This window comes from Pseudoalteromonas sp. T1lg76, from assembly GCF_002964725.1.
Classification (GTDB): domain Bacteria; phylum Pseudomonadota; class Gammaproteobacteria; order Enterobacterales; family Alteromonadaceae; genus Pseudoalteromonas.
Map to the genome: position 1 here is coordinate 66634 of NZ_PQCE01000022.1, position 24049 is coordinate 90682.

21 protein-coding genes, 1 rRNA gene, 1 other RNA gene and 1 pseudogene are annotated in these 24049 nt (G+C 47.4%); 5 read left to right on the forward strand and 19 right to left on the reverse strand.

The features are described 5' to 3' along the window. Window positions 1-17 precede the first annotated feature (17 nt). From C2M35_RS08885 to C2M35_RS08900, 4 genes are all read right to left on the reverse strand, one after another. The gene (locus tag C2M35_RS08885) at window positions 18-917 is read right to left on the reverse strand and encodes a copper resistance D family protein (RefSeq protein WP_105265132.1); all 900 of its coding nucleotides are present in this window, start codon (window positions 915-917) and stop codon (window positions 18-20) included. Between the two features lie 19 nt (window positions 918-936). Then, window positions 937-1284 carry a copper resistance CopC family protein gene (locus C2M35_RS08890; protein ID WP_105265133.1) on the reverse strand — a complete coding sequence of 116 codons (348 nt, stop codon included), beginning with the start codon at window positions 1282-1284 and terminating at the stop codon, window positions 937-939. Window positions 1285-1555: 271 nt separating this feature from the next. After that, window positions 1556-2212, reverse strand: coding sequence for a cupin domain-containing protein (locus tag C2M35_RS08895; RefSeq protein WP_105265134.1), 657 nt, complete (start codon window positions 2210-2212; stop codon window positions 1556-1558). Window positions 2213-2389: 177 nt separating this feature from the next. Next, the gene (locus C2M35_RS08900) at window positions 2390-3979 is read right to left on the reverse strand and encodes a Na/Pi cotransporter family protein (protein WP_105190211.1); all 1590 of its coding nucleotides are present in this window, start codon (window positions 3977-3979) and stop codon (window positions 2390-2392) included. A 369-nt stretch (window positions 3980-4348) separates the two neighbouring features. Here C2M35_RS08900 and C2M35_RS08905 point away from each other — a divergent pair, with 369 nt between their 5' ends. Both C2M35_RS08905 and C2M35_RS08910 read left to right on the forward strand, forming a co-directional pair. Continuing rightward, window positions 4349-4945 (forward strand): TetR/AcrR family transcriptional regulator, encoded by a 597-nt coding sequence (locus tag C2M35_RS08905; RefSeq protein ID WP_105265135.1) that lies wholly within the window; start codon window positions 4349-4351, stop codon window positions 4943-4945. 2 nt (window positions 4946-4947) lie between these two features. Beyond that, the gene (locus C2M35_RS08910; protein ID WP_158677950.1) at window positions 4948-6021 is read left to right on the forward strand and encodes a metal-dependent hydrolase; all 1074 of its coding nucleotides are present in this window, start codon (window positions 4948-4950) and stop codon (window positions 6019-6021) included. A gap of 340 nt (window positions 6022-6361) precedes the next feature. Here C2M35_RS08910 and C2M35_RS08915 read toward each other — a convergent pair whose 3' ends face one another. Beyond that, entirely contained in the window at window positions 6362-6670 is a 309-nt protein-coding gene (locus tag C2M35_RS08915; protein WP_105265137.1) for a hypothetical protein, read from the reverse strand. Window positions 6671-7054: 384 nt separating this feature from the next. Here C2M35_RS08915 and C2M35_RS08920 point away from each other — a divergent pair, with 384 nt between their 5' ends. After that, a complete protein-coding gene (locus C2M35_RS08920; protein WP_105265138.1) occupies window positions 7055-7363 on the forward strand; it encodes a hypothetical protein in 309 nt (102 codons plus the stop codon). A 136-nt stretch (window positions 7364-7499) separates the two neighbouring features. On the opposite strand, the gene C2M35_RS08925 is transcribed toward C2M35_RS08920, so the two are convergent. The 9 genes and pseudogenes from C2M35_RS08925 to C2M35_RS08965 all read right to left on the reverse strand — a co-directional run bounded on the left by C2M35_RS08925 (window position 7500) and on the right by C2M35_RS08965 (window position 17788). After that, a complete protein-coding gene (locus tag C2M35_RS08925; RefSeq protein WP_105265139.1) occupies window positions 7500-7892 on the reverse strand; it encodes a hypothetical protein in 393 nt (130 codons plus the stop codon). A 15-nt stretch (window positions 7893-7907) separates the two neighbouring features. Further along, window positions 7908-8582 carry a hypothetical protein gene (locus tag C2M35_RS08930; protein ID WP_105265140.1) on the reverse strand — a complete coding sequence of 225 codons (675 nt, stop codon included), beginning with the start codon at window positions 8580-8582 and terminating at the stop codon, window positions 7908-7910. Window positions 8583-8665: 83 nt separating this feature from the next. Further along, window positions 8666-8926, reverse strand: a pseudogene (locus C2M35_RS08935) (transposase); the annotation flags it as partial. Window positions 8927-8998: 72 nt separating this feature from the next. Further along, a complete protein-coding gene (locus C2M35_RS08940; protein WP_105265141.1) occupies window positions 8999-10549 on the reverse strand; it encodes a DNA polymerase in 1551 nt (516 codons plus the stop codon). Then, window positions 10542-12182, reverse strand: coding sequence for an RNA-directed DNA polymerase (locus C2M35_RS08945; RefSeq protein WP_105265142.1), 1641 nt, complete (start codon window positions 12180-12182; stop codon window positions 10542-10544). The genes C2M35_RS08940 and C2M35_RS08945 overlap by 8 nt, the downstream gene beginning before the upstream one ends. Window positions 12183-12447: 265 nt before the next feature. Continuing rightward, a complete protein-coding gene (gcvP, locus tag C2M35_RS08950) occupies window positions 12448-15342 on the reverse strand; it encodes an aminomethyl-transferring glycine dehydrogenase (RefSeq protein ID WP_105265143.1) in 2895 nt (964 codons plus the stop codon). 196 nt (window positions 15343-15538) lie between these two features. Beyond that, window positions 15539-15928, reverse strand: a complete 390-nt coding sequence (gcvH, locus tag C2M35_RS08955; protein WP_105200878.1) for a glycine cleavage system protein GcvH — start codon at window positions 15926-15928, stop codon at window positions 15539-15541. Window positions 15929-15958: 30 nt separating this feature from the next. Further along, window positions 15959-17041 (reverse strand): glycine cleavage system aminomethyltransferase GcvT, encoded by a 1083-nt coding sequence (gene gcvT, locus C2M35_RS08960; protein ID WP_105200877.1) that lies wholly within the window; start codon window positions 17039-17041, stop codon window positions 15959-15961. 168 nt (window positions 17042-17209) lie between these two features. Further along, on the reverse strand, window positions 17210-17788 hold the full coding sequence (locus C2M35_RS08965; RefSeq protein ID WP_105200876.1) for a hypothetical protein: 579 nt from the start codon (window positions 17786-17788) through the stop codon (window positions 17210-17212). 130 nt (window positions 17789-17918) lie between these two features. Between C2M35_RS08965 and C2M35_RS08970 the strand changes: the two genes are divergently transcribed. Beyond that, complete coding sequence (locus C2M35_RS08970; protein ID WP_105265144.1) at window positions 17919-18764, forward strand: LysR substrate-binding domain-containing protein; 846 nt, start codon at window positions 17919-17921, stop codon at window positions 18762-18764. An 11-nt stretch (window positions 18765-18775) separates the two neighbouring features. Here C2M35_RS08970 and C2M35_RS08975 read toward each other — a convergent pair whose 3' ends face one another. From C2M35_RS08975 to C2M35_RS08990, 4 genes are read right to left on the reverse strand one after another with little or no spacing between them, the layout of a single operon-like run. Continuing rightward, window positions 18776-19948, reverse strand: a complete 1173-nt coding sequence (locus C2M35_RS08975) for an FAD-dependent oxidoreductase (protein WP_105265145.1) — start codon at window positions 19946-19948, stop codon at window positions 18776-18778. 3 nt (window positions 19949-19951) lie between these two features. Next, window positions 19952-21121: a 2-octaprenyl-6-methoxyphenyl hydroxylase gene (gene ubiH / locus C2M35_RS08980; RefSeq protein WP_105265146.1), complete on the reverse strand. Its 1170-nt coding sequence runs from the start codon at window positions 21119-21121 to the stop codon at window positions 19952-19954. A 3-nt stretch (window positions 21122-21124) separates the two neighbouring features. After that, window positions 21125-22435, reverse strand: coding sequence for a Xaa-Pro aminopeptidase (pepP, locus tag C2M35_RS08985; protein WP_105200872.1), 1311 nt, complete (start codon window positions 22433-22435; stop codon window positions 21125-21127). After that, the gene (locus tag C2M35_RS08990; protein ID WP_105265147.1) at window positions 22435-22998 is read right to left on the reverse strand and encodes a UPF0149 family protein; all 564 of its coding nucleotides are present in this window, start codon (window positions 22996-22998) and stop codon (window positions 22435-22437) included. The genes pepP and C2M35_RS08990 overlap by 1 nt, the downstream gene beginning before the upstream one ends. Window positions 22999-23194: 196 nt before the next feature. Between C2M35_RS08990 and ssrS the strand changes: the two genes are divergently transcribed. Further along, window positions 23195-23376: non-coding RNA, 6S RNA (gene ssrS / locus C2M35_RS08995), on the forward strand. A gap of 577 nt (window positions 23377-23953) precedes the next feature. Here ssrS and rrf read toward each other — a convergent pair. Next, window positions 23954-24049 (reverse strand): 5S ribosomal RNA (gene rrf, locus C2M35_RS15945); the annotation flags it as partial.

The window sequence follows — 24049 nt, forward strand, 5'->3', positions numbered from 1 at the left end:
CTTCTCTTTTTATTGTTTTAGTTAGTAGGGCCTACCACACTGGTTAAGCAAGCGGTTACGGCCAAAATGGCCCCTGCGATGACCATCTCTAGAGTGATGGAGTTAGCTAACACCGCCCGCCCATCCGGGTTGTTAAGCCGAGGAACGAGTATAAACTTGTGCCTGGCGGCCAGCGCCAATATACACAGCACTAACACTAGCTTAAGCAGTAAGGTTTGTCCGTAACTCGACGCAAACAGTGCCTGAGGGCTGCTGAGCAATTGAAACGCCAAATACGCCCCGGCCAAGAGTAAAACCCCAACCAATACACTAGCCTGCCGTGAAAAGCGGTTCATCAGGGCTATTAGCCCATCATCACTGAGCACCTCAATGGCATGTTTAAGCGGATACAGGGCCCCAAACCACCAGGCCATCACCACAACATGCACCATTAAAAGCGCTTTTTCTAGCGCCGTTAACTCAGAAACATGCCCGACCAAGGTAAAGGAGTAGGCAAGCATTAATAAGCTGGCAGCAAACAGGCCATGGCGCGCCCATTTAACTAATGTGGCTTTGGCAGAGCAAGCCAATAGCATCACCGCCCCTAAGGCAGCTAGGCAGCCCAGGGCTCTCACCTGGGTCGCGTCACCTATGGATGAATCCCACATAATTTCCAGGATAAAGCTATCGAATGCGCCGCCAATGCCGTCTTCTGCCATGGCACCGGTATTGGCAAAAAACCAAACAACATTGCCGACAAAGGCAAGCAGAACCAGAGATAATGGCAGGCAAATGCCGCTCAATACGCCTGGCCGTACGGGGTCCTGTTCATGGGCAAACACCTGACCCAAGAAGGCATAGCCGGCAACACCGGCAAAGCCTGCATAAAAGGCCATTTTCGCTAGCACAATGATGGTATTCCAGATAAACACGTCCATCACTGGGTATTAACCCTGCTTAGTTCACAACAAAGCTAACGCTGCTTTTCATTTTATGGCCGTCTTGGCCAAGAAAAATCATATCAACCTGATAGCTTGAGGGCGCAAGTTCAGGAAGTGCCCAGGAATGCTCAAGACTCGCTTCCTTAGTGGGCTTAAAGCCAAATTTAATGGCCTCACCCTGCGCATTTTTTAGTGATACCTTTACCAGGCGCACTTCTTTGGTAAAAGTGAGTGATAACAGCTCGGGTGTTTGCGCTAGCGTGGCCTTATCAGCGGGCACGCTGGTTTTCAAATCGACATGGGCAAAGACCGCAGAGCTAAACGCAAGCGTGATTGCCGCAAGAAAGTGAATTAATGATTTCATTGTTACCTCGATTATTTTTTATTTATAAGATCACGCCGATAGGCAGACAACTGATACACCAGGCCTGCAGCACCTGAACATCTGCCGACGTTTCATTCGAAACTTATCACATTGCGTTGTTACTTATTGTCTTTATTGCAATGCGTTTGCAGCCCTATCTAACCAGATATATCCCGGTGTTAAAAGCAGCATGATAATAAAAACGGGTGCAAAACCAGCGCCGGTTCCTTAATTGAACCACCTAGCCGGGGCCGCAGGTATTGCGCCAAGGCTAATAGCGAAAAGGCACATGCCCTACCTTCACCAAGATCACCGTTTCTTCGTTTACGTACGGCGTGTGCTCACTCATATGCGGGCTGCGCAGCCAGGTGCCCTGCGGATAATGACCGAATTCATCGATAAACTCGCCGCTAAGCACTAAAACCTCTTCGCCGCCAAAGTGCTTATGAGGCACAAAGCGCTCGCCCTTGGGCCATTTGACCAGGGCCGTATGTTCATGCTCAAAGGTGTGCAGTGGCATCACTTCAAGACCACCCTGCCCCGGTTGCCAGGGTGTTGCCCGGGTGTTGATGCGCACTGTTTGCGTATCCTTTTCATCAAACTGATTGAGCTTCACAAAGAGCACGCAGCCTTCTTTACTAAAGGGCGCATGCACACTCTTAGGCGGATTACGAATGTAGGTGCCCGCCGGGTAATCGCCGTGCTCGTCTGAAAACACCCCCTCAAGCACAAAGATCTCCTCGCCCAGAGGATGAGGATGCGGATTAAAACGCGAGCCCGCCTCGTATTTAACTATGCTTGTGGTGTGCCCAGACTCTTTGCCTTCGCGCTCCAATGGCTTGCGCCACACCCCTTTAGCTGGGCTTGCCAGCCAGGGTTGCGCTGCCGTTTTAATCGCTAACTTCTCGGCAAAATCCATATTTAACATGCGTGCTCCTGTTTGATGCGCTACTGCAAGCGCTCAGCTGGTTATGATCATAAGCAAAGATACTACACCACCGGCGTTTTGGTTCATCCAAAGGCGGTAAAAGGAGTATCGGGGCAAAGACTATAGTGGCAGTGGCGATGCGACCAAGAACTCCCGTTATCTTCCCTTGCCAGCGCGTCATAATTCGGCGGTTATGTTTGAAGACACCTTATGGAAATTTATTAATTTATCTTTGAGGCGTTGCGAGTAAGTAACAAAGTTGGTGAGTGCCCCTGCATCTTTTCTATTGGTATCGGCAAGTAACAATAACAGCTTGCGGTGGGCCTGATTTAAATGCAGTTGCAACAACTTGGCCGACTTCTCAATTTCATCATTTTTTGGCTCTTCTAAATGCTCACTGGTTTGGGTAAAAAGATTTAAGGTATCGCTCGATAGCTCTCTCACCAGAATCAAAATATCACTTTTTAACTCGATAAATTGTTTGCTCATGATGCGCTTACTCTCAAACAGATCGGTAATTGAGTCATGGATCTGGAACAGATAATCATAGCGATTAATTTGTATTATCAGCTCTCTCGACTGCTCTTCATCCTTCATCTTGCTTAACAACGAGGTGAAGTAAGTCATGTACTCTTTTTCAATAAAGTTGACGTATTCAATGCGTTTTTGCGCCGTGTCCTGAATACTCATGTAGTTTGTTTCTAAGCTTAGGGTGACGAGGTTGTAGTTCTCCTTTAAAAAGTTGAGCAGCTGTTGGTTACCCGCTTCAAGCCTGTCCACGATGAGCTGAAACTCTTCATCTTCTTGATAGGTTGGCAGCTCAAGGCGCTCAAAATCCATTTTCCCTTCACCCAGCAAAAAGTCGACAAAGCGTGTAAAAGGCGTCAGAAAAATAATAAATATGAGGCTGGCAACCACGTTGAATATGAAGTGAATGTTAGCCAAGGCAATGGCTGGGTCCATGGTCACGTCACTTAACCTGTGGCCAAACAATAAAATGGCGGGCAAAAACAACAACACCCCACCCACATTAAACAAGAAGTGACTCAAGGCTGCTTTTTTAGCGGCGATATCCATCCCAAAAACAGCGATCATGGCCGTTGCCGTGGTGCCTATATTGGCCCCCATGATGATGGGCACCGCATTCTCAAGGCCCAAAACCCCCTGTTGCGTGAAGATAATAGCCAGACCCGTTGTAACCGAGCTGGATTGCACCAAGGCCGTAAAAATACAGCCGACCAAAATAGCAATCAGTGGGTTTTGCGGATGCGTTAAAATTTCGATTAATGCCGGATTATTTTGCAATGGCGCCAAAGAAGAAGAGATCAGATTGAGGCTGAAAAACACAAAACCAAAATAGAAAATGGTCTTGCCAAAGATAGAAAAACGATTGCGGGTAAGGGATAAAAAGAATCCGATCATGATAAACACGGGTGCAAATACGGTAAGCTTAAAGGCCACCAACTGCGCCGTTATTGTGGTGCCCACGTTGGAGCCGAAAATAATGCCCACACTGTTCTTAAAGGTTAACACCCCGGCGTTAACTAAACTAATGGTGATCACCGAGGTGGCAGAGCTGGACTGAATTAAAGCGGTAACAATGGCGCCAATAAAGACGCCGAGTATGGGTATGCGCGTCGCTCGGCTAAGCGACTTGCGAAAGCGCTCGCCAGAGATGCTTTCAATTTCCCGAGAAAAATTCTGAAGCCCAAAAATAAAAAGAATAATGGCGGTTAAACCGGCCATTGCAATCGTCAGATTTTCCATTTGCTTATCAAATTTCGAGCCAGGCAGATATAAAAAGCATAGGTTTTAGATACACATAGCGCAATATTGTCGCAGCAATCTACTTTGCTGTTTCAGATAAGAAGAACCCAGCCCCTCGCTTGGCACAACCGGGCGAGCCCCCCTGCCGAACCAGTCACCTTCGCCCTCTTTTGAATACACAGGTTCTGCTCTACTACAGCAAAAGAAAAGCCTGGCCACGGCGCCTAAAAACCTGTTCAATTTGTCTGCTTCTCCCTGTAACTGAGAGCGCTGCAGGATAAGGCACGCCAGGGACCCAGTTGCTGCTGCGCCCGCTGCTACCTATACTAAAAACAACATCAACCGGCTTTTACCCAAGGCGTTCTTTCAATGGCTGCCTATACGCTTTCGCCCCAGACCATCCTTGATCGTGCCATTGTATTAGCATTGCAATCGAGCTGGGATAGCTTCTCGCTGCATGAGTTAGCCGCCTCCCTCAACTGTGGCTTAGGCGATATACACAGGCACTTTCGTTCCAAGGACGATCTCGCCGAAGCCTTATTCGACCGCGCCGACCAAGCCATGCTCGAATACGCCGATACCGAGGCCGGTAGACGGGGCTCAGAGCAAGAGCGCACCCTCAATTGCATCATGAGCTGGTTTCATTATCTGGCTCCTTACAAAGCCGTGGTGCGCGATATCATGCGCTATAAACTTGAGCCCGGGCACTTTCACCTGCAGGCTCATGGTGTGACCCGCGTCAGCCGCACCGTGCAGTGGTTCAGAGAAGCGGCGGCGCGCCGACAACAAGGGTTGGCCAAGGTGGCCGATGAGATTGCGCTCACCAGCGCCTACCTGAGCAGCTTTTATTTCTTTTTAAGCGATAACAGTGCCGATAATGCTAAAACCAGATCCCTGTTGGCAGGCTTGATAAAGGGACTCCATACCGGCCATCGCTTTTTCTCCCGCCCGGGCCGAGCAACCTAGCCTTGGATCCCCTCACCCATGTATTAATTGGCGCTCTTGTCGCCCAGTTGCCCGCAGCTAAGCCGTTATCGGAAGATGCCGGCGCAGACACCTGCACAAAGACTGACTGGAAACTCAGGGCCGCGATCGGCGCTGCGGTGGCCCTTTTTCCGGACATTGACTACCTGCTCTTTTGGCTCAACCCGTTAGACTTTCTGGCCTATTGGCATAGGGCTGAAACCCATTCCCTGCTGCTCTCCCCCGTATGGGCGGCGCTGATAAGTTACCTCTTGTGTAAATTGCTGCGTCTGGCAAACGCCGCACTGGTCTTTACCATCTGTTGGCTGGCTATTCTCTCGCACCTAGTTGCAGATACCTTAACCGTGTTCGGCACCCGCTGGTTTGCGCCTTTGTCCGACGACAAGATCAGCTGGGACCTCTTGTTTATCATCGATCCCTACTTCACCCTGAGCGTGATACTGGCCGGGTTGCTTTTTTATATTTGCCGAAAAAAAATGTGGCGTAAAAAGCGCTTTCGCCTGGCGGCCTTGAGCCCGCCCTGGCTCTATCTTGCGGCTGTGCTCGGCATAAAACTCACTTTAATGGCGCAAATACAGCAGCAGACACCTGCTCCCGCCGCAGGTAGTCGCTTGCTGCCACAGCCTTTTTCACCCCTTTATTGGCAGGTGCTGAGCGAAGACGAGGAACACATTTATCAGGCCTATCTTAAGTTCACAACAGACCCGCTGGCGGATAGCCTGTCACACGCCGCTGGGGTAAAGGGCTTTGCCGAGGCCTATACCGAGGCGGGCACTTTACAATGGCGCAGCTACACACTGCCGGCGCACTCCGACCCAGTTATTCACCAGGCGTGGCAACACCCGAACTTCAAGGCCTTTAGAGACTTTGCCGAGTACCCGGTGGTGTTAGCAAAAGAGACATCGGCAAAGCAAGGCTGCGTGTGGTTCAGCGACCTGCGCTATCACTGGCCCGGCATCCAGCCCTATTTTCGCTATGCCATGTGCCAGAGCCAGGACGGCCAGTGGCAACTTAAGCGCGGCCGGTATTTTAGTGAACATAATGAAGAGGTTAACTAGCAAGTGTCCTACGTATTGAACTCACACATCTGTGTGACAACGTGGAATTGAGGTTTGTAGGTCGGTCTTTTAGGCCGACAACAAAGCACTGTAAGTTAGACTTTGCCGTCATGGATAACAGTTTATAGGTCGGTCTTTGCCGCCATGGATGGCGGTAGTAGAGCAATGTAGGAGCACATTGCCGATAAGGCCGACAACAAAGGGGAGGATTTCTCCAGCGCGAATTTAAACAGAAAATCAACTAATACACCTGTGTGACGAAGTGGAGATTAGAGTGATTGTGGGTTCGGCTAAGCGCAAGACCTAACCAAACTTCTATGCCTAGGAAATCTGGGTTTGCTTACTCTTCCTCTTCATCGGCGTCAAGGATCAGCTCTTGCATCTGTTGCGGGGTAAAGACAAAGAAGTACAGGTTTTCGATAGATGAAAGGGTTTTACCTTCCAGAGATTGATAGTCTGCGGCATCCGTGTCGAGCCAGTAGCCGGCGAGCACGCCTTCTTTAATAGGGAAATACACACTCTCACTGGTGGTCACCGCGCCGTCCGAGTTAAACACATAATCGCCATAATGTTTGTTGACCGTGTCGACCAACTCACTTTGCTGCTGCTTGCGTTGGCCCAGTTGTGAAAATAAATCTGATTCTTGCATACGCCTCTTCTTAAATTCGCCGCTACATCCATTTGCTAAGCTGGCTAGGTATTGATACCAGCCTCAGGCGGATATAATGATGACACTTAAAATGAATATAACACGGTAACTGAACAGGGGTAGCCCTGTTGGCTAAATAACGAGATCTAAGTTTGAAAACTACGGGCAAATGAGCTGATATAGCGGACTCTTGGGACTAGATTCTTAGTGGCTGTGGGATTGGGCTGGCTCAGATGCAAAAAGAAAGACTTGGCGCCATCACTCATGCGAGATATCTCTTAAGGTGGGTGTCTTGTTAGTTTCCATAATGCATTCCACATTCCATAGCGCTCTGGGCCCGGTTATAATTACGCTTTATACCTTAACTCCTTATCTCGAACTTCCATGAAAAAGCTCTCCAAAGTCCAGCTAAAACAACAAGCACTGGTGCTCAACGTTGCCGATGCACTCGAACAACAAGCACGCGCAGAATTACCCGGCATGTTGCAATGCTGGTTTGATGTGGAGTACCACTTGTTCCCCGGCTCCCTGCTCCTGTGTTTTCAATTCGAAAATGACCAGGCACTAAAGGCCGCCGAACCTCACCTACTCAAATGGCAAAAACGATTAAGCGCTGCCATGCTGAAAAAAGGCGTGATCCTAAAAGATATGCGTAAGCACTTAACCTTCACCCTCAAAGGGCCAGAGAATTGAGATAGAAGATAAAAGAGGTCAGGTGAATTTGCTGGACTGCACAATGCAAGACCCGCCCCCTTTATTTCCTTCTAGAGTGGGTGTCTGTTTTATTTTTTCCTCTCATGTAAATTCCCTTTAATTTATCTCTAGTTGTTTATTTACCATACACTGTGATTCGAGAGTCTTGAGGAGGTTTGTAAAAGCTAATGTTTTTATAGCCTTCGCTCTCTAGCCATTTGACGAGTGGCTCCAGTTCCTGGAGTTGGTCTGTGCCTGTGGTCGCATCATAAAAACACCCAGAAATTTCAGATTCAAAAGAGCGCGTTCCTTCAACCGAGTCATCGAACACCACATAGTGTTCATCAAAATATTCTGGCCCCCAGATTTGTTGTTTGGCGTATGTCTTCTTTTTCCAGTTCTCCAAACAAGCGACTTGATCTTTTGTCGCAATAAACACTTTCTGGTCTTTAGGTTCGAACGTTCCCTTGAGCAACACTGCAACCAATATGAGGTTGAGTAAAACTGAGGCTATCAGCTTCTTGTCCATCGTTTATCACTCCATTTATAAATGAATATATCGCCGTTTGTTTTCTTTCGTGTGAATAACGACCTCTGCAACAGGTTCGTCGGCTCTATCGCCACGTAGGTTAGTATCGATCAAGTATTCCCATGGCAAGAGAATAAGAAATTTTCTGAGTGAGATATACGCCATAATAAAACATACAGCCCCACCAAAACCTAATGCGACAGTCAGAAAAAACTCGATGTAGACATTATCTACAATATCCATTGATGCAAACTGCACAAAAATGACCCCGCCCACTCCGAAGATGAAATACGCGATAAATAATAATGCTAAAAAAGCATAACGTTCTAACGAGCTACCAAACTTCCCCCGCCATTTAAACGTATTTTTCTCATAATCAATATCAATAAACTCATATTTTCTGCCGTATTCAGGAAGGTAGCGAAATGCACCTGGTGTCCAAATAAACCATTCAATTTCTTTGTTAGTAAGGTGAGCACTCGTGAATAAACGCAAAATGACTAATATTTCTGACAAATTATTATTCGCATCTCGACCACACAGCTGCTGTAATCGTTGGTAGAGTTCTACTTTTTTGTAATTCTGTGAGCTAAGTTCTATGTATATGCGGCTTACCGCGAGCACGATAGCAAAGATACTGGCTAATATCTTAGTTATTGAAACAAAGTCAAAATTGAAAATTGCGTCCATTCTTTCCGATTAATTCCTTGTATAAGTGCTTATTGTTAGACTACCTCAACTGATAAAGGCATTGCAAAAAGCTGTCACCAACCCTTTTTTGCGAAAAGCTCCTTAAGCGCATGATTTTCTAGGCTGACATCCGCAAACATCTTTTTAAGCTTGGCGTTTTCTTCTTCCAGCTCTTTCAACCGTTTGACGTCAGAAGCTTCCATCCCACTGTATTTGGACTTCCAGTTGTAATAAGTTGCACTGCTAATGCCGTTATGGCGGCATACTTCCTCAACCTTCCTACCCGCATCAACTTCTTTTAAAACAGCGATGATCTGAGATTCTGTATGACGTGATTTTTTCATAGTCGTCTCCTGCGTTAATCATTGCAGAAAACTCTAATTATGTCTGTCTCTGTTTAGGGGAAGTGGACAAAGTTACTCCAAGTAAAACTCTTCTTTAGAAGCTTTCCCGTTGACTTTGTCCTCCAAAGCTTCAGTCATAGTCCGCTCAAAAATATCAATTACAGATTCAGGGTTAACTGTATTGTCATGTTGAAAAAGTACAGCGTCATGCATCGGAATAAGTATTTGAGCACCTTTTAGGTTTGAGAGCTTCAACAAAGCTTTTTTAAAGATGAAAGTTGCTGTAGCTTGGATTACATGATTTGCGGCAGATCTTTTTTCTTTTTCCGTTAATTCTCCTTCAGCCCCCCTATTTAAGAAATTACCTGAGATTGAAGAAACACGACCATTCTCAAAATATTCCCGATATATACTCTCTTTCCACTTCTCATAAACAGAGAATTCTGCAAAGTATCTTTGAGCAACTTTTTTATCTCCGCCATTAACTTCAACTGAATTGAGAATATTTTTCAAAGACATCCCATATGTATACGATAAAAATAAAACTTTCGCTTTTTTCCTCTTGCTCTCATCACCAAAAATAGCTTTAGCACAATCTACATAAGCATCTTTGTTTTCATATATTTCCTTCATTTTCGGGTCAGAAGACAAAGCTGCCATAATACCTACTTCAAACTGATCATAGTCAATATAACAAAGCTGAAGCCCTTCATCGGCGATAAATATATCTCTGTATTTCTTAGAAATATTCTGAAGATTTGGAGAACGATGATATATTCTTGAGGTTGAAGTCCAATAGGTTTCAACTATTGGCTTTAAGCGGTTGCTTCCTGACGAAATTGAGTTAAAAATCCTATAACTCTTGTTTAATTTTTGAAGCGAGCGCAAGTCTTGGCCATATCCTGAGTCAATTGGCAAAAAGTCTAGTAGATATTCAGTACTATAATCTTGAGTGTTAAACCCTAATCTTTCTAGTTGTTCTTTAATTTCACCATCATTTGGAATCGCATACATTACATTATGCTTCTCCGCAAATAGCTTTAGACTCCTATAAAAATCATGCTTTAAAGCACATTTATGCTCTCTTAAACGATCGTTATTAATCCTAAGTCCTTTGCATGCTGCTAACGTTAACTTATTATAAATCGGCAACTCCAGCTGATAAAAACGCGTGCTTTCTCCAGCCTTTGAAGCTTGCTCTGAAACTAAATCAAAAAACTCTGCCAATTTGTGAGCGAACAGCATATACACGTCTAATTCTAATTCTCTACGCCTGTAGAAAATTTCTAAATATTTATCAAAGTCAGAAGCATCATTAAATAACGGTTTTATTGTTTGAGAAATATCCCAAGCCTGCACATCTCCTTGAGCCGATTTGTGTCCTGCAACGATTTTTGACAGCAAGACTGCGTCAATTACTTTATTCGGAAGCGACTGATGGTCTTTGTAAATTGAACTAGCGAGCAACCAATAATCATGCGTAACTATAAACCCCTCTAAAGAAATGACTTTTTCCGAGGATACCTCAGCGAAATCAAATCCATCGTAAAGAAAATAACGATCTCCGCCTTTTTCAGAAAAATCCTTTTGATAAAGTAAAAAGTACGTTTTCCCTTTACTCATAAGACGACAACTCGTTATAGACCTCAGTAATCACTGTAGTATTAAAGTCTTTAAGATAAATAGTTTCCCCTGAGAAGTGCCTATTTTGCTTCATTCTTTTAACAGTTCCTTTTGTACGATAACCAACTTTCCCAAACATAGGTCTAAGCTTCTTAGGATCAGACTCTTGCAATGCTATAAGGAAACATCTTTGGTGTTGATAAGGCCATGACTCATTAAATAGTGGGATAAAGCTTTCGACTTCTTGCTCAAGACCAACTGAAGCAAGGTAAATAAAACATGCTGGAGATTCTGGGCTTTTAACGTCAAGACTTACTAGCTTTTTACAGTGCTCAACCAATGCTAATGACTTAAATTTTTTGTAAGCTAAAAGCATAATCAAGTGATAGTTCTGCCACCCATGTATAGCTACATCCTTATTTTTAATAAAATCTACGATATTTTCACACTGCACAGCAGATAAATCTAAATCCATTAATAATTTGCTGAACTGATCTGAAGATACAGCTTGGTGCGGTAATTCTGCTATTAAAGCATCAGCTATTTCACCCGCTAGAATGGATTTTGAATCAAATATATTTGAACTAATTAATGTCTTAAATCGATTTATGCAATATCTAAAAGGCCTACTTTGTGTTTCACCACTCCGTATTTGTTTTTGCAGAAATTCAAACAGAATAGGAATGGAACGAGTAATTACTTTCTTACTCTTGGAGCGCCACATTGTATCGATAAGGATCATCGTTTCATCAGAACTCGGAAAAAACTCGTCTATGTTTTTACTGCTATTGTTTAGTATTTCCGTTTTCTTGGAATTGATGTTTAGGCCCAATTTTCTCAGTTCAAAAATAAGATCATTAAGAGCTCTTTTGGCTTCAAATTCATCACTACAAATAATCCTAATATCGTCGACATACCTAAAGTAGTCATATCCTTTATCTACCATCCTTTTATCGACGGCATCTAAAACAACATTTGCTATAAAAGATGAAGCATCGCGGTTTTGTGGTAAACCATGCCTTTCGTTGTAACACCATTTTTGCAACAACACTTTCAAGGTATTGATGGCACTTCTAATATTGTTTTTCTCTGCTCCAGAGGCATCAATTGCTGACATCATTTCAATAAACGCATGCTCAATAGCTTCAATTGATATTTGTTCAAAGTAATTTAACAGATCAGTTATGAGTAGCGTTTTATCGTCTTCAAGAGCGATATAACTAATATTTTCAAACGTATTCCAAAGCTCAATTCTGTGTTTAAAAAGATACTTTTCTTTCCCATGCTTATTGTAACGATGACTAAACACTCTATGCGATAAAATTGGATCAAAATATGGGATCAGATAAGTGCAAATAGCTTGGTAAAGAAATCTATCGTAGAAGTCAGTTTCAAGTGAATAACGAAGGCCTAAAGATCTTTTTGGCACATCGTACATGGTGCGATGGCCAGACTTGTATTCACCATGATTTTCTTCCAGGTTTTTAGACAAGATCTCATGTAAATTCCGTGTATTCGAAAGTAAATCTTCATATCTAACGGTATCAAAAAACCAATCGTCTTTAAGGTCTTGGCGAAGGTGCTTTAATGTTGCCCTGTAATTAATTGGAAAAGCTAAAAGGTTTTCATCCATAAAATAATAATATCCCTTTATGTATGTGTAAGCCCTATCAAACAGGAGCTGAGTTTTGTGGAGTCTCTTGCTAAATCATACAGTTACGGTTTACATGATAACAAGTTGTTTTTTGTTTAATGTAGAGTAAAAACAAAAAAGCGAGGACTACTTTCGCAGTACTCGCTATTTAGCATAAATCAACTGAGATCAGAGTTTCCAACTATAATTGCAGTTTCCAACTACAATTACCTAGTTTCCAACTTCAATTGTCGTATTCAGCCAATTAGTCCTCGCGATACAACTCTACCGCAGGACAAGAACAAATCAGGTTACGGTCACCGAACACGTCATCGATACGTGTCACTGTTGGCCAGAACTTGTTCTTCGCTACGCTTTCAACTGGGAATGCAGCATAGAAACGGTCGTATGCGCGGTTCCAGTCGTTGCTTAGTACGTCTGCTTGCGTGTGCGGCGCGTATACTAGCGGGTTGTCTTCAATTGACCACTCGCCGTTAGCAATCTTGTCGATTTCGCTCTTGATTGACACCATGGCTTCGATAAAGCGGTCGATCTCAACCTTAGACTCAGACTCGGTTGGCTCGATCATCAAGGTGCCGGCTACCGGGAATGACATTGTTGGTGAGTGGAAACCGTAGTCCATCAAACGCTTAGCTACGTCCATTTCAGATACGCCAGTGGCTTCTTTGATTGGACGCAGGTCAACGATACACTCGTGGGCAACGCGGTTGTTACGGCCACGGTATAGGATTGGATAATGCTCGCTTAGCTTCTCGGCCAGGTAGTTGGCATTCACAATCGCTGTTTCGGTTGCTTCACGTAGGCCTTCGCTACCCATCATGGTGATATAAGCCCATGAGATAGGAAGAATAAGCGCTGAGCCGTAAGGGGCTGCAGATACCGCGCCGTTGTCTACATTAGTACCAGGTACGTTGATCACGCTGTGGTTAGGCATAAATGGCGCTAGGTGTGATTTAACACCGATTGGGCCAACACCTGGGCCACCGCCACCGTGTGGGATACAGAATGTTTTGTGCAGGTTAAGGTGCGATACGTCTGAACCGATAAAGCCTGGGCTGGTTACACCTACTTGCGCGTTCATGTTGGCGCCGTCCATGTAAACCTGGCCGCCGTGCTGATGCACTATGTCACAGATTTCACGGATGGTTTCTTCGTATACGCCGTGCGTAGACGGGTATGTGATCATGATGCACGATAGGTTTTCTGACACCGCTTCAGCTTTCGCTTTAAGGTCAGCCATATCCACGTTACCTAGCTTGTCACAATCAACCACTACGATCTTCATGCTGGCCATTTGTGCCGATGCAGGGTTAGTACCGTGCGCAGAGCTTGGGATCAAACATACGTTACGGTGACCTTCACCGCGTGACTCGTGGTATTTACGAATGGCGATAAGACCTGCGTATTCACCCTGAGCACCTGAGTTAGGCTGTAGTGATACGGCATCGTAACCCGTGATGTTTACCAACCAGTCGTGTAGTTCACCAATCATGATCTGGTAACCTGCCGCTTGATCCAATGGGCAGAATGGGTGCAAGTTTGCAAACTCTGGCCATGTGATTGGGATCATCTCTGCTGTCGCGTTTAGTTTCATCGTACATGAACCTAACGAGATCATTGAGTGATTAAGCGATAAGTCTTTGTTTTCTAGACGCTTGATATAACGAAGCATCTCAGTTTCGCTGTGGTACGAGTTGAAGTTCGGGTGCGTTAACACTTCGTCATCACGTACCAGGCTAGCTGGGATAGACTGTGAACCATTGGCGCTGATTTGTGCATCAAGTGCAGCTACGTCTAGACCATGACCTTCACCTAGGATGATGTCGAATAGCTCTAGTACGTCTTCACGAGTTGTAGTCTCAGATACAGAGATTGAGTACTCACCTGCGTGGTTAGTCGCGAAGTTAACTTCTGCTGCAAGTGCGCGTGCAACGACTTCGTCTTTGTTATCAGCAACAACAGTGATGGTGTCGAACCATGTGTCGTGCTTAAGCGCTACGCCTTTCTCTTTAAGACCAGCGGCTAGGATATCAGCAAAACGGTGGATACGCTCAGCGATTGTTTTCAGACCTTGTGGGCCGTGGTAAACCGCGTAGAAGGCAGCCATGTTCGCTAGTAACACCTGTGCAGTACAGATGTTTGAGTTCGCTTTTTCACGGCGGATGTGCTGCTCACGTGTTTGCATTGCCATGCGCAGTGCGTCGTTACCTAGGCGGTCTTTTGAAACACCGATGATACGACCTGGTAGTGAACGCTTGTAGGCATCACGGGTTGTGAAGAAGGCAGCGTGTGGACCACCGTAACCCATAGGCACACCAAAACGCTGTGCTGAACCAAGTACTACGTCTGCACCTAGTTTACCTGGTGCTTTAAGTAGCATAAGCGCCATGATGTCTGCAGCAACACAGGCTAGTGCTTTTTTGCTTTGTACAGCAGCGATAAGGTCGGTTAAATCAACCACTTCACCGCTTGTTGTTGGATACTGGAATAAGGCACCGAAGATCTCATGGTTTGCCGCTTCGCTTGCAGGACCAATGATGATGTCAAAACCAAACTGCTCGGCACGTGTTTTTACCACGTCGATAGTTTGTACGTGAACGTCTTCTGCAATAAAGAATGCGTTGGCTTTTTTCGCTTTAGAAACGCGCTTAGCAAGAGCCATGGCTTCAGCCGCAGCAGTTGACTCGTCAAGTAGTGACGCGCTTGCAAGGTCAAGACCGGTCAAGTCCATTGATAGGGTTTGGAAGTTAAGCAGTGATTCCAAACGACCTTGGGCGATCTCTGGTTGATATGGCGTGTAAGCCGTGTACCAACCTGGGTTTTCTAAAACGTTACGCAGGATCACGTGAGGTACATGCGTCGGGTGGTAACCCTGACCTATGTATGATTTGAATACCTTGTTTTTGCTGGCTACTGATTTTAGGTAGCTTAGGGTTTCAACCTCAGTGCGGCTTTCGCCAATTTGCAGGCCGTTCTCAAGACGAATGCTAGCAGGAACAGTTTGTTCCATCAGCGCTTCAACACTCGATACTCCAAGAGCACTTAGCATGTCGCTCATTTGCGCCGCGCTTGGGCCAATGTGACGACGAATAAAATCTTGCTTCTGCTCTAACTGTTCAAGAGATTTGGCATTTGACATGTGTCCAGATTCCTATGATCCAAGAAATTTAATGCGGTTTAGTGGGGGTTATTGCCAACAAATATGGCATTGCACCAAACCTGTAAGGGTGCCGATATGGCGGCACATCTACACTAACCCGATACCCAGGTACCTGGGGTTAGTATCAAAAAAGCCCCAAAACGGGGCTTTTCAGGGCCGACGCCCAAACGACTAATTAGTCTTCGTCGATGTTGTTCTGGTAGCCTTCTGCGTCAAGCAGATTTTCAAGCTCAGACTCATCAGATGCTTTAATACGGAATAACCAGCCGTCGCCGTAAGGGTCGCTGTTTACCGTTTCAGGTGCATCTTCAAGCTCTTCGTTAATAGCAACGATTTCACCGCCGATTGGCGCGTAGATGTCTGAAGCCGCTTTTACAGACTCAGCAACGGCACAGTCTTCACCTGCGTCTACTTCGTCACCAACTTCTGGTAGTTCTACGAATACCATGTCACCTAGAAGCTCTTGCGCGTGCTCTGTGATACCTACAGTGTAAGTACCATCGCCTTCAGCGCGTACCCACTCGTGTGAACTAGCGTACTTTAACTCGCTTGGAATGTTGCTCATTGTCTGTTCCTTTGGTGTAAATTTATATTCTTATACTACGGCTTTACCTTGACGCACAAAGCAAGGTTTAACCACTTTAACATTGACTAATTTTTTACGCATTTCAACCTGCGCCGTTTCACCGATTTCACGCGGTACACGGGCAAGTGCAATACTGTGACCTAGTGTTGGTGAGAAGGTACCTGAGGTGATCACCCCTTCGCCCGCTTCACTTACTACTTTTAAGCCACTGCGTAATACGCCTTTTTCTTCAAGCACAAGACCAACAAGTTTGTCGGTGCTCTTGTCAGCGCGTTGTTGCTCTAATACTGCACGGCCGATGAAATCACGCTCTGCAGGTTCCCAGGCAATGGTCCAGGCCATGTTGGCCGCCAGCGGAGATACGCTTTCGTCCATGTCCAGACCGTATAGGTTCATACCTGCTTCCAAACGTAAGGTGTCACGCGCACCTAGACCAGCCGGTGCTACACCTGCGTCTAGCAGCTGCTGCCATAGGTCTGCGGCTTGCTCGTTTGGTACTACGATTTCGTAACCGTCTTCGCCAGTATAGCCTGTTGTGGCGATAAATAAATCACCGGCCTGCACACCGAAGAATGGCTTCATATCGGCCACGGCTTCTTGCTGTGCTGCACTTAGTACGTTTGCTGTTTTTGCTTTGGCGTTAGGGCCTTGCACGGCGATCATGGCGAACTCAGGACGCTCGGTCACACTCACGTTGAAATCGGCAGAAACGGCAGCCAAGTGGGCTAAGTCTTTTTCACGGGTCGCCGAGTTAACCACTAAGCGGTACTCGGTGTCGCTGAAGAAATAGATGATCAAATCGTCGATCACACCGCCTTGCTCGTTAAGCATGCCTGTGTAAAGCGCTTTACCGGCAACGGTTAGCTTAGCAACGTCGTTTGCTACCAATTTTTGTAGGAAAGCTTTGGCGTCATCGCCTTGAACGTCAACTATGGTCATGTGTGATACGTCGAACATGCCAGCGTCGGTACGCACCGCGTTGTGCTCTTCGATTTGCGAACCGTAATTGATCGGCATTTCCCAGCCGTGGAAATCAACCATTTTTGCACCGGCTTCCAGGTGCTTGGCATGTAGAGGTGTTTTAGAAGACATAATATTCCTTCACGTTTTACAAACCCAGTATGGTGGGCGTGGCCTCGATTATCGAGGGGGAATAACATGGGCCGCGATTATACATAAGTTGTTCGCCGCTGGCACCCAAATTAACGATTACTTTTTTAACATCTGGCAAAAGATGCTTACATAACCCAGTGCGCCCATTTAAGCAGCTTGTGCTTGGGGGTTAAAACGAGCGCTGGTTAGGCTATGGGTTAAATCCGTTAGCGTCGATGACAAGGCAAACACGCGATAGTACTGCTGTGCGTCCTTGGCACTGGCGATAACAAAACAGTCATCGCACTGCACGCCATAATGCTGGCTGTTATCGCCAAGCGCCATGCCCATATACAGGCTGAATTGCTGGCTAAGGAACTCACCGGCATCGGGACCGCTAAAGTGTAGGCAATTTAGCTCGGGACGGGGCAAAATATCCACATCAAACGACTCGCTGGCCGTATCAAGCACTGCCAGCAGCGGCTCGGCGTCGTTGGTTACTATGCGCAGCGCGGTATCGCTTAAGAAGAAAACATCAAAGCTGAGCGCCTGCTCTGGCAGCTCATAACGCACCGCCATGCCGGTTTTATTGGCCCAGTTCAAGGTGCTGGTCTTCAGGCTTTGTAATAACAAGAGCACTTCCGAGCCGCCGAGATCGATGATCTGTTCATTGGCCGACACAAAGGTATTGGTCTGGGCGTTTTCCGCGCCGTGATGACGGGCAAAAAAGAGAGATTGGATCGTCATGGCTGCCTCAACTTGTGATTTTTAAACTGTTGGCAGTATAGGGCTGGGCCAGAGCAACAACAAATTGTAATTTTTTATCGATTGATAAATAATTGCAATGTATATAGGCCAATAAATTTCCTTTACTAATATGAAAAATATCCCCATGGACAGTCTGCGCACCCTGGTCACCGTTGTTGACGTGGGTGGTTTTGCCAAGGCCGGTGAGCTGCTGGGGCTGTCGCAACCTGCGGTCAGCCTGCAAATAAAGCGCCTCGAAGACTTACTCGGCCGTAAGCTGTTTAAAAAGCAGGGGCAACGCCAGGTGCTCAATCATCAGGGCGAGCAACTGCTGCCGCTGGCCAAGCAGATCCTCAAGGAAAACGACGCCATCTTGCAGCTCTTTAGTAATGAAACCGTCACCGGTAAGGTGCGCTTAGGCATTCCCAGCGAATTTGCCGCCAGTATTTTGCCCGCCATTATTGGCGATTTTGTTTCTCTCTATCCGGATGTATCGCTGGAGGTGAAATCCGAGCTCAGTAAACAGCTGATGCACGTGAGTAACCGCGAAGAGTTTGACCTGCTACTGACATTGGTAGAACAGCTGGATAACCCCCACTACCCAAGCTTTTTACAAGATCAGCTGGTGTGGGTGGGCAATACCTCCATCAAGGCGAACAAGCCGGTGACCTTAGTGGTGGCGCCACAGGGCTGTATTTATCGCCGCCGCGCCATCGATGCCCTGGAGCAGGCCGGCATTCCCTGGCGTATTGTCTATACCAATGCGGATTTGACCGGACTCACGGCGGCCATTAAGGAAGAGTTGGGGATCACTGTATTGGCACGTAAAACCGTGCCCGAGGAGCTGCCCTTTACCACACACACCGACATGCTGCCGGTGCTTGGGCAAGTGGGCATTAGTTTGATTAAACGCGTCCAAGAGCCTGCCCATGCCATCGACAAGCTCGCCGAGTTTATTACCTTGCGCCTGAGTTAAAGGGCGTATGTTTACTTGCCGAGTGCCTGCTCTGCAAACACCTGCTTCAGCGGCTTGATATCGTTCACCGCACTTAAGCCTAAACCGCGTACCAGCTTCTTGATGGGGTTGTTACCGGCAAACAGGGTTTTTAGCCCCTGCATGGTGGCGATATGCTTTTGCGCGTCGAGCTTACGCTCGCGCTCATAGGTGCGCAGTGCACGTTGAAGATCGCCCTCCCCGCCTAACAGTGGCTCGGCCAGCAACTCGGTAAAGCGCGCCGCATCCTTAAGACCTAAGTTCATACCTAAACCCGCTAACGGGTGTATGGTGTGGGCCGCATCGCCCATCAACACGATACGCTCCTTCACCCATTGACGGGCGTAGCGCATGGTCAGTGGGAAGACCGGGCGTTTAGATTGCACCTCACACAGGCCACACTGACCGTCAAAGGCGGTGTAGAGCGCTTTGTTAAACTCTTCGTCAGTCATGCTTTGATAGGCTTGTGCCTGTTGCGGTGAGCACGACCAAACGATGGAATGCATATGCTCGTCGGCCAGGGGTAAAAACGCTAACGGACCGTCCGGCAAAAACACCTGACGGGCGCACTGCTCATTGCCCTGCTCGGTTTTAATGGTGGCGACCAGGGCATGGTGATCATAATCTTTAAAGGTAATGGGCAGATTAAAGCGCTGGCGTACGCCTGAGTTGGCGCCGTCTGCGGCGATCAAGAGCTCACACATCACCGGCGAGCCATTATCCAGCGTGAGTAATACATTGCTGTCGCTTTGGTGAATGTCTTTATAGGCGTGATTAAACAACAGGGTGACATTAGCTTGCTGCTCTAATCTGGCTACCAGAGCACGATGAATAACATCGTTCTCGATAATATGGCCCAAATGGGTCACATCGTAATCATCCGCACTGAAATGAATATGGGCGAAGCTGTCTTTATCGCGTACATCCATTTGCGTATAAGGACTGATACGCTGCTCTTGCATCAGCGGCCAGGCGCCGAGCTCTGTAAACAGGGCTTCGCTGGCCTGGTTAATAGCACTGACGCGCAGGCCGTATTCGTCGCTTAAAGGCGCGCATTTATCGCCGGCATCGATGACCACCACGGAGACGCCTTGCAGGCTCAGTGCCAGCGCCGCACTTAATCCAACACAACCGCCGCCAACCACGGCTACCTTCGCTTGAAACATGCGTTAATTAAACCCCATTAATTGTTTTGCTAATGGCTGGCGCAACGAACTGCATAGTTGCATTGCCGCCAAACCCACACTGCGCCCAAGGGCTATGGTGCGCGAGCCATTGGAAAAAGTACGCACTAGACCGTCGGTCAGTGTCATCACCCGGGTAATGTCTTCGGCGCGCGCCTGAGCGTAGGCCGAAGTAAAGGCGTATGTGCCCAAGTCATCGCCAGCATAGGCAATTTTGGCCACCAATTCTTTGATGTCGCGCAGGCCCAAGTTAAACCCTTGTCCGGCAATGGGATGAATGGCGTGGGCGGCATTACCAATCACCACGGCGCGATGGCTGACAAGACTATTCGCTCTGCCCCACACCAAGGGGTAAACACTGCGCTCGCCGACCTGGGTAAAGAGCCCGGCGCGATAGCCGAACTCGTGCTGTAGTCTGGCAACAAATTCGTCGCTGGAGGCGTCTTGCAAGTCGCCCAGCTTATAGCCTTGGTCGCACCACACCAATGAATAGCGCTTACGCGACATGGGCAGTAAGGCCAGCGGGCCATGGCTGGTAAAGCGCTCAAAGGCCTGACATTGATGGTCGTCCTGCACTTCGACATTGGCAATCAGGGCGTGTTGGGTATATTCCTGGGTGTCAAAATCCAGATGTAATAACTTGCGTGTGGGTGACTGGGCACCATCGGCCACCACCAGGAGTTTGGCGCTAAGCTCGGTGTCATCGTCCAAAGTGATCTGGTTATGTGTCTCATGCATACTTACCGCGGTGACTTTCGCAGGGCAAAATTGGGTCACTTGCTGATGGCTTGCCAAAGCACGATGTAAGGCCTGACCCCAGGGACGCACTTCAACCACATAACCCAGGGCATCAAGACCATAATCCGCATGGCTGATCTGGGTTTTGCCAAAATGTCCGCGGTCCGATACCTGCACCTGTTTAATGGCACAGGCATAGTCGCTGTGCTCGTTAAACAGGCCATATTGCTTGAGGTAGTGCACCGAGTCGGCGGCCAAGGCAATGGATCTATCATCAAAGCTGGGGTGATAATCGTTACTGGGCTGGTAGGCCTCGATAACGGCCAAACGTAAATTAGGACACTGCTGCGCTAAGACATTCGCCAAGGTGCCCCCGGCCAAACCACCGCCTACAATCACCACGTCAAAGTGCTGCACCTGTTAGCTCTCCTGCATTAGCGCTTCTATTTCGGCTACTTCTTTGGGCACCGAGGCGGTGAGATTTTCATGGCCATTTTCGGTGACCAGTACGTCGTCTTCAATGCGAATGCCAATACCGCGATATTGCTCTGCCACCGGCGCATCTTCGCTGATGTAGAGGCCCGGCTCTATGGTCAGCACCATGCCTGGCTCGAAAGGACGGTCTTTTTCGTCTTGCTTATACTCACCCACGTCATGCACATCAAGGCCAAGCCAGTGGCCAAGGCCGTGCATATAAAAGGCACGATAGGCCTGACTTTCTAATAGCTCGTCAAGCTCGCCTTCTAGCAAGCCAAGATCAATCAGGCCCTGGGTAAGAATACGGTTTACCACCTTGGCGGTTTGCGCCAGGGTATTACCTGGCTTGACCATATCCAACGCCGCATACTGTGCCTTAAGCACCACGTTATATACGGCCTTTTGCGCGTCAGAAAATTTGCCGTTAACCGGGAAAGTACGGGTAATGTCGGCAGCATAGCCGGCCAGCTCACAGCCCGAGTCAATCAACACCAGATCGCCGTCTTTGAGGGTCGACTCGTTTTCGGTGTAGTGCAAGATGGTGGCGTTATCGCCACTGCCCACTATGGTGCCGTAGGCCGGATAACGGGCGCCGTTCATGGCGTAATGATGATGTAATTCGGCTTCGAGTTGATACTCGGTGGCTCCGGCCTTGGCAAAACGCATGGCGCGCTTGTGACCATCGGCACTGATCTGACCCGCCTGGCGCATAAGCTCTTGCTCGGCGGGTGATTTAAATAGGCGCATTTCATGCACCAGGGTGCGAATATCGCGGATCACCTCAGGCGCACGATAGCCTTTTTTAGGGGCGCCACGCAGGGTATTGAGTAAGGCAAAAACCTGGTCGTCGACGTCTTTATACACGCCCTGACCATAGTAGAGGGTGGCTTTTTGGTTCACCGCATCTATGAGGCCCTGATCCAGCTCGGCAAGGGTGTAGGCATCATCGATAGGGAGCTGTTCTTTAGCAGCATCGGCGCCCATACGGCGACCATGCCAGATCTCGGCGGTTTTATCTTTGGCGCGACAGTACAGGATGGACTTTTGCTCTTCGCCTTTGACCAGTACCAACATGGCATCGGGCTCATTAAAGCCGGTGAGATAGAAAAAGTCGCTGTCCTGGCGGAACGGGAATTCGGTATCGCGGCTGCGGGTAATTTCCTTGGCAGCGGGAATAAGGGCAACCGAGTTGTTTTTCATTTGCGCCAGCAACTGGTGCTGGCGCGCGCGGTATTCTGCGTTAGTGATATTCATTAGTGTAGCGTCTTTGAAGTTGGCGCCGTGCTCTCTCGTTTACCCAGCTCGGCAAAGCAAAGCATGGCCGATACGCGCACATACTCCAACACTTCATGCAGTGCCTGCTTGTCTTCTTCGGTCTCATCAAAGTGGGTATCAAGGCGGCTGATTTCGGTGAAGTCCTGGATCACTTCTTTTACGTCGTCGCTCAGCTTGCCATAGTCTTTTTGTTTTAAGCCAAAGCCGAGTAAAAAGCCGTTTACCCAGGCTACCAGGGCATTGGCCTGATCGATCAGGCTTTCTTCTTCGTCCGGAAGCATGAGCTCAAACTGCAGTTGCTCGTTTGAAAAGCTTTCTACCGCTTGGGAGTAGAGTTCACTCAACCATTGTTTGAGGGTCTTTTCAAAACTAATGCCGTCATTAAGCACATCGCTAAGAAGACCCAGGTAATCTTTTTCTTCGATATCCAGACCACAGGCCAGGAGCCCTGTGATAATCCCCTGCACTTCGGCGGGCATAACAAAGATGTCGTTACTTTCTAAGAGTAGTTGGGCTTGCTGATAGCTAGGTTGTTCGCTCATGATTGGCTCGCGTATGACGAAAAATATTGATTTCAATACCCAATGCTACCATCGCTGCGAGGGCGACTCCACCGTATTGTGACCACCCAAGTATGATAGCGATCAAATAACACCCAGCTTGTTTACTTTGCCCGCACTTGGAAGGAAATTTTGTTATTAGGCTGTATCCCTGTTGCTGGGTCTTATATACTAAAGGTGTTCCCTAGCTTGTTGGCCAGCGAATGACGTCCCTGAGCCGATAATTTTTATTTAGGAATACATTTTGTAGGCTATTGCGCAAGCTCGGCATGTACCGAGAAGCCTACGGCTTACAGGTGTCTTCCGCCTTGAACCTTAGGGTTCAAGGGCTGATATTCGTAACCGCAAGCCGGGGAACACCCTTCCTTCTTTTTCTAAATCTTATCTTATTTACTCACAGACAAGAGTTGGCTTATACCTTTAATAGCCAAGATCTCAGGTTCTCCCTTGTGAGTTATACCAATTTTGTTAAGTATGTGATCAGATATTTAGCACGCTAGAATGATTAGCTATTTAAGTGAATTGATATAAGTCCCTTGTAGGTCGGGGTTAACCCCGACAAGGTGCAGATACATGTCACAATGACATGCCGCATTGTCGGCCTAAAAGGCCGACCTACAAACGCAAAAAACCCGCTCATTGAGCGGGTTTCTTTGAATAGGAGCTTGGCTCGCTACGAAGTAGGATGTTCTACTTCGTAGCGACTACCTTCGTAGCGACTACCTTCGTAGCGACTACATTCGTAGCGACTACTTTACTTCGGGCTATCCTGCCCTTGCCCTGCGGGTCGCCTGCGCGATGTAAAGCTGTTCCCTACAGCTTTATCACATGGATGAATTCGCTTCGCTCAGCTTTTTTTCTGCCATGTTCAAGTAGAGCATCAATGCTTTTAAACGAAAAAACCCAGCACTAGGCTGGGTTCTTCGTATAATTAGGAGCTTGGCGATGTTCTACTTTCACATGGCAAATGCCACACTATCATCGACGCTGTTTCGTTTCACTACTGAGTTCGGCATGGGGTCAGGTGGTTCCA